Source organism: Victivallis vadensis (genome assembly GCF_003096415.1).
GTDB classification, from domain to species: Bacteria; Verrucomicrobiota; Lentisphaeria; order Victivallales; family Victivallaceae; genus Victivallis; species Victivallis vadensis.
This window is the reverse complement of record NZ_QEKH01000030.1, coordinates 56,707-66,042: the sequence shown is the minus strand read 5'-3', so window position 1 is coordinate 66,042 and position 9,336 is coordinate 56,707. Positions and strand designations below refer to the sequence as shown.

The following is a 9,336-nucleotide window of genomic DNA, read 5'->3' as shown; positions in this document are numbered from 1 at the left end:
TTTCCAACATTCTTTCATCATGTCGTCTATGAAACAATACACTTCGGTGATATAGTCTTCCGTGAGCATGCTTGAATACCTTTCTAAGTTGGTTGTAGCTAACCTAACTTAATCGATATTTCGGCTATTAATAGCCCAAGCATGCTCTTTTTCGTTTTTTACCAATAAAACTTGCACACGGCGTTATATAATAATACGGATTATCATAAGCAAGCAAGAAAACGCCGCCATCCGTTCGACGGTGGGGACGGCGACGGGAATGGGGAATGACGATATCTGCTTTGTGGGGAAAACTGACCGCGCCGGACGGCTGGGGGGCCGGTCATAAAAGTATTGCGCTTTTTCTGCTGGCGCTGGCGCTGGGCCTCGGTCTGGCCGCAATCAACGTCTTTCCGGCGCCGGATGTGGCGACCCGTTATGCGCCGATGGCGGAGGCGTTCGCCGCCGGAGAGTGGAATTATGCGTTCCATCCGCGCATCCCGATGCTGCACCAGACGCTGGCGGGGTGTTTCTGCTGGCTGTTCGGCATATCCGGGTTTGCGGGGTGCCGGCTGGCGGCGGTGCTGGTCTTCGCGCTTTGCGTGTTTCCGCTCTATTCGCTGTTCCGGCTGGTCTGGGGTGAACGGGCCGCATGGGTCGGAACCTTCCTCTATGTGATCTGCGCCGAATTGCAGCAGATCGCCGGCGAGGGGCTGCGGGACAACCTGAAAACCCTCGCGGTCGCGCTGGTCGCGCTGGCTCTGGTGGTGCTCTGCCGCAACGCGAGGCGGACGGCCGTTTACGGCCTGCTGGCGCTGGGTACCGCGATCGGCGTGACTTCGCGCGCGGATCTGGTGGTCGTGTTGTTTCTGATCTGGTGCGCGGTCGGAGTATGGGAGATCGCGTCGCGCTCCTTCCCGTGGCGGACGCTGGCGGCGGCGGTGCTGGCGCTGGCGCTGATGTTGCCGGCGCTGCTGATCAACTGGAAAATGATCGGGTATCCGGTGCCCGACTCGCGCTATGCCGCGCTGTGGCAGAAGGTGGAACTGCGGTTGAATCCGCCACTGGCGGCTCCTCCTGCCGCTGTACCGGCCCCGGCGGCCCCGGCATCCGGAGCGGAGCCGGCGGCGGAATCGCCGCTGGAGGCGCTGGAGGTTCCGGGGGAGAGCGGCTTTCTGCCGTTCTCGTTCGGGGAACTCTGCGACTATGTCAAGACTTTTTTTGAGGGATTTTACGTGTGGTTCGGCGTGCCGGCGCTGCTGGCGGTGATCGGGCGCATCCGCCGCCGGGAGTTCTCCCGTGAGGAGGGCGTGATCGCGGCGGTCGTGGTGGGCCACGCGGTGCTGGTGGCCGCGCAGATTCTGGTGCACGACCGTTATTTGTTTTTGTCGACGCGCTACCTGACTCCGGTTGCGCCGCTGGCGTTCGGCTGGTCGGCGCTGTTCGGCATCCGGGCGTGGGAAGAATTGAAGCGGTGGAGGCCGCAGTGGTTCACTCCGGCGGTGCTGCGCGGGATTCTGGCGTTTCTGGTGCTGGCTTTCACCGGTGCCGCCGCCGGGCCGGTGATCAAGGAGCACACCTCCAAAAAGAAATCCGCGCTCTACCGGGGCAACGTCGAGCTGGCCGGATGGATCGCGGCGGATTACAGGGGGCCGCGCTATTTCGAGCCGGAGCTTGATCCGTTCGAGTATTTCAGCCGGAAGCTGCCGCAGGTGGTGGTGCCGCGCCGGTTCGTGCAGACCGGCTATCTGGCCGGGGGCAGTTCCTGCCGGTTCGCCCGCGGCGGCGGCGATTACGTGCTGCTGGAGAAGGGGGAGCCCGCTCCCGCCGGCGGCCCCTGGGATATGGTGCGGGAGTTCCGCTGCTACAGGCACGACTATCAGTTATGGAAAAAACGCCCCGGAGCCGGGCGCGAAGGAGCCGATTTATGAGAGAAGCCCGTTGCCGGGTCCTGCTGCTGTTGTTGAACGATCTCTTTACCGCCGCGTTCGTGTTGGCCGGGTGTCTGTGGATCTATCACCTGATGGGGGCCTATTACACGCTTGAGGAGTGCGTCGGGCTGTGGCCGCTGGTGCCGGTGATGCTGCTCTGCAACGCGGCGATCCGGCTCTACCACGGCAACCCGTTCTATCCCGGCGCGGCGCTGGGGCCGGTGGAGGAGCTGCGCCGGGTGTTTTTGTCGGTGAGTCTGAGCTATCTCCTGCTTTTCGGCTATCTGGCGCTGACGCGGCAGGTGGAGCTGTATTCGCGCGTGGCGCTGGTGGCGAGCTGGGGGCTGACCTTCCTGCTGCTGCCGCTGACCCGGTGGTGGTGCCGTTCGCTGATGAAACGGTGGGGAGTCGGGCAGATTCCGGTGCTGATCGCCGGGGCCGGGCTGGGCGGGCAGCTGATGGTGCAGCGGATCGCCCGCGACAAGTTCTTCGGTTTCCGGGCGGTGGGGTTTGTGGACGACCATCCCGACAAGCAGGGAACGGAGGTCGGCGGAGTGCCGGTGCTGGGAAAACTGGCGGACGGAGTCCGGATCGGCCGGGAGCGGCAGGTCTCCTACGTGATCTGCTGCGTGCCGTTCCATATCATGGAGTCGCTGCTGAAGCAGTACTCGGAGTATTTCCTGCACGTGCTGCTGGTGCCGTCGAACGAAGTGTTTTCGATCGCGTGGAGTTATCCGGTCAATCTGGACGGGTGCAGCGCGCTGGAGATCCGCAACCAGCTGCTGATGGCCCTGCCGCGCGTGTGCAAGTGGCTGGCGGAAGTGGTGATCGCGGTGCTGGCGATCGTGATGGCGTTTCCGCTGCTGCTGGTGATCGGGCTGGGGATCAAGCTGACCTCCCGGGGGCCGATGCTGTACCGGGCGAACCGGCTCGGCGTCGGCGGCAAGCCGATCCGGGTGCTGAAATTCCGCACCATGTACGCCGACGCCGACCAGCGGCTGGAGCAGCTGCTGGCGGAGGACCCGGAGCTGGAACGCGAGTGGCGCGAAAAGTTCAAGCTGGTGAACGACCCGCGCATCACCCCGCTGGGCCGTTTCCTGCGCAAGACCAGCCTCGACGAGCTGCCGCAGTTCTGGAATGTGCTGACCGGCGAGATGGCGGTGATCGGGCCGCGGCCGATCGTCGCGGACGAGGTGAAGTATTACGGCGACAAATATGAACTGCTCAAGCGGGTCAAGCCCGGCATCACCGGGCTGTGGCAGGTCTCCGGGCGCAGCGAGGTGGACTATCCGAACCGGGTTGCGCTGGATATGAACTACATCATGAACTGGTCGATCTGGATGGACTATTTCATCTTTCTGAAGACGATCAAGGAAGTGCTGTTCTGCCGGGGGGCCTACTGATGGAGCCGCAGAAGACCGCGCTGCTGCACTACTGGCTGGTCAACCGCCGCGGCGGTGAGAACGTGCTGGCCGAATTCTGCCGCCTGTGGCCGGAGGCGGACATCTTCACCCACGCATGGAACCCGGAGGCGATCGGGGAGCCCTTTTCGTCGCACCGGATCGTCGAGAGCTTCATCGGGCGATTGCCCGGCGCCCGGCGGAACTGCCAGAAGTACCTGCCGCTGATGCCCGTCGCGATCCGGCGGCTGGACCTCTCCGGCTACAAGCTGATCGTCAGCAGCGAATCCGGCCCGATCAAGGGAGTGCGCAAGCCGAAGGAGGCGCTGCACGTCTGTTACTGCCATACGCCGATGCGCTATCTGTGGGACATGTACGAGGATTACTACCGCACGACCGGCCTGGCCGGAAAGGCGGCGATGCGGATATTCCGCGACTATCTGCGGCGTTATGATCTGGCGTCGGCCGATTCGGTGGATGCGTTCATCGCGAACAGCGGTTTCGTGGCCGACCGGATCCGGCGGATTTACGGCCGGGAGTCGACGGTGATCTATCCGCCGGTGGAGTCCGGTTTCTTCCGGGAAGCCGCCGGTTCGCCCAAAGAGGATTACTATTTGTTCGTCGGCCAGCTGATCGCCTACAAGCGGCCCGATCTGGCGATCGCGGCCTGCCGGAAACTGGGGCGGCGGCTGATTCTGGTCGGGGACGGCGGTATGCGCGCCGAACTCGAAGCACTATCCGGGAACGGGATCGAATTCGCCGGGCGCCCCGGCCAGCAGGAGTTGCGCCGTCTTTATGCCCGAGCGCGGGCGCTGCTGTTCCCCGGCGTCGAGGATTTCGGGATCGTGCCGCTGGAGGCGCAGGCCGCCGGTACTCCGGTGATCGCACTTGGGCAGGGCGGTGCGCTCGAAACGGTCGTGGACGGCAGAACCGGTTTGTTCTTCGCCCGGCCCGAAACCGATCTGCTGTGCGAAGCGATCGAGCGGTTCGAAGCGCAGAATTTCGATACGGCGGCGCTGGTCGCCAATGCCGAGCGGTTCGCGCCGGAGCGGTTCCGGCGCGAAATTTCTTCATTTGTCGCGTCGCTCTAAGAAACGGCGGCGCATTGCCGTCTTATTCCGTGTTGAACCATGGAGGTCCCTGTGCAAGTATTTCGGATTCTGGCGGTTGCCGGCGCGGTCGCGTTGCTGGCGGGCGGGTGTGTTTCTTCCAAACGGGCGATGCGGGTGTCGCCGCTGGCGAAGGAGGTTGAGGTCAGCTTCGATCAGGAGGCGGTGAATCTGTGGCCGTTCTACTTCAACGCGGGCGGCAGCGGGGCGATCCTGTGGCCGCTGGCGGACTTCGATGCGCAGGGCTTTGCGGTGCGCCCCTTTTACGTGCAGGACGGCCGGGAGCGGTCGGTGCTGTTTCCGCTCTTCGCGTGGAACGACCGGAGCGGCTGGGCGCTGAACGGCTACTGGACCGAGCGGAACTTCGGGATGTGGCCGCTGTTTCACCACGGCCCCGGCGGCGGCTACTGCCTGCTCGGCTGGCGGTCGCCGGAGAGCTGGGGCGTGTTCCCGCTGGCGCGCTTCGGCGCGCGCGGCGGCTATGCCGGCCCGGTGTGGTGGAAGTCGGGAGAAAACGGCGCCCGCGCCTATGGGGTGTTTCCGGTGTGGTGTCATACTCCCGACTTTCGGATGGCCGGTCTTTTCTATCGTACTCTCTACGGAGGCAATACCGAATCGTGGGGCGTTTTCCCGCTGCTGCACTCGTCGGTGGAGTGGAATCACATCGGCCCGGCGTGGTGGAAGCCGGAAAACAGTTCGTGGGGCGTGTTTCCGCTGGCGTGGATCACGCCGGATTTCAGCCTTGCCGGCCCGGTGTGGTGGAAGCCGGACAACAATTCATGGGGTGTTTTCCCATTGGCGTGGATCGTGCAGGATTTCGGGATCGCCGGTCCGGTCTGGTGGGATGGCGACAACAGTTCGAGGGGCATATTCCCTCTGCTGTGGCTGAAACCGGAATTGAGCGTGGCCGGTCCGGTCTGGTGGGAATTGGAGGCGGGAAAGGTGAAGGGTGGCGGACTCTTCCCGGTGCTGTGGCTGCTGCGGGATTTCAGCCTTGCCGGTCCGGTCTATTGGAACCGGGAGAACGGCAGCACGGTGTCGTGGGGGATTTTCCCGTTGATGTTCACTTCGCCGCAATGGGGGTACTGCGGGCCGGCCTGGTGGTCGCGCGACGAACGGGGAGTGGACGGCTGGGGGGCATTTCCGCTGCTGTGGGTAAAGCGGAATTTCGGCCTTGCCGGTCCGGTGTGGTGGAGTTCGGATGGGGACGGCATGAAGTCGGGCGGCCTGTTCCCGCTGGCGTGGCTGTCGCGGAGCTTCAACCTCGCCGGTCCGGTCTGGTGGAAGCCGGAAAACGGTTCATGGGGCGTGTTTCCGCTGGCGTGGCTGTCGCGGAGTTTCAACCTCGCCGGCCCGGTCTATTGGAATCGTGAAAACGGCGAAACCGTATCGGGCGGCCTGTTTCCGCTGGCGTATCTGTCGAAGGAATGGAATTATGCCGGGCCGGTGGTCTGGCGGTACGGCGATGACCGCCGTTCCAGAGCTTTCGGAGTGTTGCCGCTCTGCTGGCGTTATCAGGACTTCCGGCTGGTCGGTCCGGTCTGGTGGGAAAAGAGTGACTGGGGCGTACTGCCGCTGTTCTGGAAAGTCGGAGATGAAAACATGCTTTTCCCGTTCTACTATTATCGGCACAACGGCGAAAATTTCAAGTTCAACCTGCTCGGCCCGGTGGGAGGTGTGAAACGACGCAGCAGCCGGCCGGGGTGGGACTGGCATTTCCTGTGGCCGCTGCTGGAAAAGGACGGCGACAGCTTCGGCGTCTGGCCGCTGTTCAGCGACAACCGGCGCCCCGGCGGCGGCGTGCTGCCGTCGCCGTTGTTCAGCCGCAGGGAGGAGCGCCGGTGCGGTGGTTATACGCTGCCGGAGCATATATATCGGCGTGGCGGCGGAAGCGAGGTGGAACTGGAATCGGTGAAATATACGGCCGGAATGCTGCTCGGTTCCCGGAGTACGACCCGCGTACAGGTCTGGAAGGACGAGGCGGATCGGGAGACATTGGAAAAGCTGCCGGTGCTCCTGAGAGAACAGCCCGACGGGAAAAAAGATGCCGGGGCATACGAAACGTGGAAGCAGGAAGCTGCCGCGCTGCTGGAAAAGCTGCGCCTGGAAGGGCCGGTGCCGGAGGATTGGAAGGCGCGGCAGGCCCTGTTTCAGGAGATGGCGCGCCGCTTCTGCACGGAGCGGGAAAGGGTGGAGGGCAAGGCGTTGCTGGGGCTGCTCTGGAACTATTCGCGGCAGGAGGGCGAGTTTGAGAGCCGCTGGCTGCTGGGGCTGATCGCGCGCGACCGGGGCGATGAAAACATCCGCGACCTGAACGTGCTGGGCGGGCTTTACCGCGAGAGAAGCAGGGACGGATTGACCGAATATTCGATTTTCCCGTTCATCAGCCGGCTGGAGGGGCCGGGGCGCAGCAGGTGGTCGTTCTGCGCCGGGATGTTCCGGCACGAAACCGACGGCGGCAGGAGCGGCGGCGCGGTTTTCTTCATCCCCTATGGCGATCTCTGAAAATTGGAAAAACGCGCCTGTTGGTGCTATATTGCGCAATACCCGGAATTTTCAACCGAACGCAGGGAGGCTTCATGGTCCGGCTGTTTTATTTTCTGCTGATGCTGATCGTCGCGCCGTGGGCCACCGCGGGAGACGGCACGAATCCGACCAACTTCAAGGCGGTGGATGAAGAGCTGGGCATATTCCGCTCCGGGCAGCCGGGGCGCAAGGAGTTCGAGGCGCTGGCGAAGCGGGGCTTTAAAAGCATCCTGAATCTGCGCAACTATCACTCCGACCTGAAGCTGATCCGCGGGCTGGAGCTGAAGGAGTTCCGCTGCGGCGTCAACACCGGCAGCGTGACGGAAAAGGATCTGCTGAACGCGGTCCGCATCGTGCGGGACGCCCCGAAACCGCTGCTGATCCACTGCTGGCACGGCAGCGACCGGACCGGCACGGTGGTCGCCGCTTTCCGCATCGCCGTCCAGAACTGGGAGGTCGAAAAAGCGATCGCCGAAATGCGCCTCCCCGAAAACGGCTACCATGAGAAAATCTACGGCAACCTCCTGGTGCTGCTGCGCGGCATCGATTGGAACAATTTCCGCAAAGAGCTGGCCCGTCCAGCCGCCGCCCGCTGAACGGCTTTGCCCCCGGCGGCCGGTGGCAAAGCCGCGGACCGGACTATTTCAGGACGCTGCTGTCGGCGAAGATCATATAGATGGCGAGCACGACCAGCAGCAGGGCGGCTCCGGCGAGTCTGGCGTGCTTCCACGGGGTCAGGTCGACGACTTTGGCGTCGAACTGCACGTATTCATCCTTGCGCGGCGCAATTTCGCCGTAGATGAACATGAAGATCAGCAGATACATGAAAACCAATCCGAGGAAGATATATTCGTTCATCGCCTTGACCACGAGGTCGAAGGGAGGCACGAAGTAGCAGAACGCGATCAGGAACGCGCCGCCGAGCAGCGCCCACTTCGCGGCGGCCGCCGGAACCCGCTTCGACACGATGCCGACCAGCACCACCGCCAGCAGCGGGATGAAGTAGATGCCGTTCATCCGCTGCAGGTAACTGAAAATGCTGTCTACCTTGTAGAGCAGCGGGGCGATTCCGACCGATACGATCGCGATCAGGAGGCCGAACCACTTGCCGGAACTGACCACTTCGGGATCGGACGCCTGCGGGCGGATGTATTCGCGGTAGAGGCCGAGGCTGAACAGCGTGCAGGTGGAGTTCAAGGCGGAGTTGAAGCTCGACAGGATCGCGCCGACCATCACGGCGGCGAAGAAACCGGTCAGCACCGGCGGCAGCACGTGGCGCACCAGCGAACCGTAAGCCAGCGATGAGTCGATCACCGAACTGTTCGGCTTGAAGCCGACCGTCAGCACGCCCTTCTGGTGCAGGTAGTACGCGACCAGTCCGGGCAATACCAGATAGAGGGGGCCGAGCAGTTTCAGCAGCCCGGTCAGCAGTACGCCCTTCTGCCCTTCCGCGAGGGAGCTGGCGCCGAGGGTGCGCTGGATGATCTGCTGGTTGGTGCACCAGTAGAACACGTTGATCAGCAGCACGCCCGAAAAGAGCGTGGTGAAAGGAACCGCCTGCTGCGCGCCGCCGAGGCTGTTGAACATCTGCGGCTCGTAGTTCTTCACATTCTGGAAACCGGCGATCAGCCCCTGGCCGTCACCGGCGACCTTCAACGCAAAGTAGACGATCATGAAACCGCCGGTCAAAAGACCGATGCCGTTCAGCAGATCGGAGACCGCGACGGTGCGCAATCCGCCGAACAGCGCGTAGATCGAACCGATCACGCCGATCGCGATCACGATCACGTAGAGCAGCGGCAGGTCGCTCATGCCGGTCATGGTGCGCAGGTCGAGGATGCTGATCAGTCCCTGCGCGCCGGTGTAGAGCACGATCGGCAGCAGGATCACCATATAGGCGGCGAGGAAGATCAGGTTCGCGATCGAACCGGTGGCGCGGTCAAAGCGCAGTTCAAGGAACTGCGGCACCGTCGCGATGCCGCTTTTCAGGAAGCGGGGCAGGAAAAAGAGCGCCATCGCGACCAGGGCGACCACCGCGACCACCTCCCACGCCATCACGCTGAGGCCGTAGGTGAAGGCGTCCCCGTTCAGGCCGACCATCTGTTCGGTGGAGAGGTTGGTCAGCAGCAGCGAACCGGCGATGAAAGGGAAGGTCAGCGACCGCCCGGCCAGAAAATAGCCTTCATTGGTTTTGAGGTTGTCCTTGTGGGTGATGATCCAGGTGATCAGGCCCACCAGACCGGTGAAAAGCAGGAAGGTGGTCGGAGTGATCCAGTCCAGACCCTTCTGTGTGGTTTCCACGGCGGCTCCGGCTGCGGCGAACAGGTGCGGCAGTTGTAAAAAATCCGGCATTTTACATACTCTCCATAGTTATATGTCAACAGTTCATTT

The 9,336-nt window shown here is 63.0% G+C and carries 6 protein-coding genes; 5 read left to right on the top strand and 1 reads right to left on the bottom strand.

All coding sequences use genetic code 11. From position 1 onward, the window contains the following. Positions 1-266: 266 nt before the first annotated feature. From C8D82_RS16090 to C8D82_RS16070, 5 genes are all read left to right on the top strand, one after another. Entirely contained in the window at positions 267-1,910 is a 1,644-nt protein-coding gene (locus tag C8D82_RS16090) for a glycosyltransferase family 39 protein (RefSeq protein WP_116885309.1), read from the top strand. Beyond that, positions 1,907-3,313: an undecaprenyl-phosphate galactose phosphotransferase WbaP gene (gene wbaP, locus C8D82_RS16085; RefSeq protein ID WP_165833130.1), complete on the top strand. Its 1,407-nt coding sequence runs from the start codon at positions 1,907-1,909 to the stop codon at positions 3,311-3,313. The genes C8D82_RS16090 and wbaP overlap by 4 nt, the downstream gene beginning before the upstream one ends. Continuing rightward, a complete protein-coding gene (locus C8D82_RS21940; RefSeq protein WP_116885307.1) occupies positions 3,313-4,401 on the top strand; it encodes a glycosyltransferase in 1,089 nt (362 codons plus the stop codon). The genes wbaP and C8D82_RS21940 overlap by 1 nt, the downstream gene beginning before the upstream one ends. A gap of 51 nt (positions 4,402-4,452) precedes the next feature. After that, positions 4,453-6,924, top strand: coding sequence for a hypothetical protein (locus tag C8D82_RS16075; RefSeq protein WP_116885306.1), 2,472 nt, complete (start codon positions 4,453-4,455; stop codon positions 6,922-6,924). A 74-nt stretch (positions 6,925-6,998) separates the two neighbouring features. Then, positions 6,999-7,541: a fused DSP-PTPase phosphatase/NAD kinase-like protein gene (locus tag C8D82_RS16070; RefSeq protein WP_116885305.1), complete on the top strand. Its 543-nt coding sequence runs from the start codon at positions 6,999-7,001 to the stop codon at positions 7,539-7,541. Positions 7,542-7,584: 43 nt separating this feature from the next. Here C8D82_RS16070 and C8D82_RS16065 read toward each other — a convergent pair whose 3' ends face one another. Further along, positions 7,585-9,297: a solute:sodium symporter family transporter gene (locus tag C8D82_RS16065; RefSeq protein ID WP_207776161.1), complete on the bottom strand. Its 1,713-nt coding sequence runs from the start codon at positions 9,295-9,297 to the stop codon at positions 7,585-7,587. Positions 9,298-9,336: the final 39 nt, after the last annotated feature.

Coding starts and splice junctions, on each gene's coding strand:
- wbaP (WP_165833130.1), top strand. CDS start 1,907: ATGAGAGAAGCCCGTTGCCGGGTCCTGCTGCTGTTGTTGAACGATCTC.
- C8D82_RS16065 (WP_207776161.1), bottom strand. CDS start 9,297: ATGCCGGATTTTTTACAACTGCCGCACCTGTTCGCCGCAGCCGGAGCC.
- C8D82_RS16090 (WP_116885309.1), top strand. CDS start 267: ATGACGATATCTGCTTTGTGGGGAAAACTGACCGCGCCGGACGGCTGG.
- C8D82_RS16070 (WP_116885305.1), top strand. CDS start 6,999: ATGGTCCGGCTGTTTTATTTTCTGCTGATGCTGATCGTCGCGCCGTGG.
- C8D82_RS21940 (WP_116885307.1), top strand. CDS start 3,313: ATGGAGCCGCAGAAGACCGCGCTGCTGCACTACTGGCTGGTCAACCGC.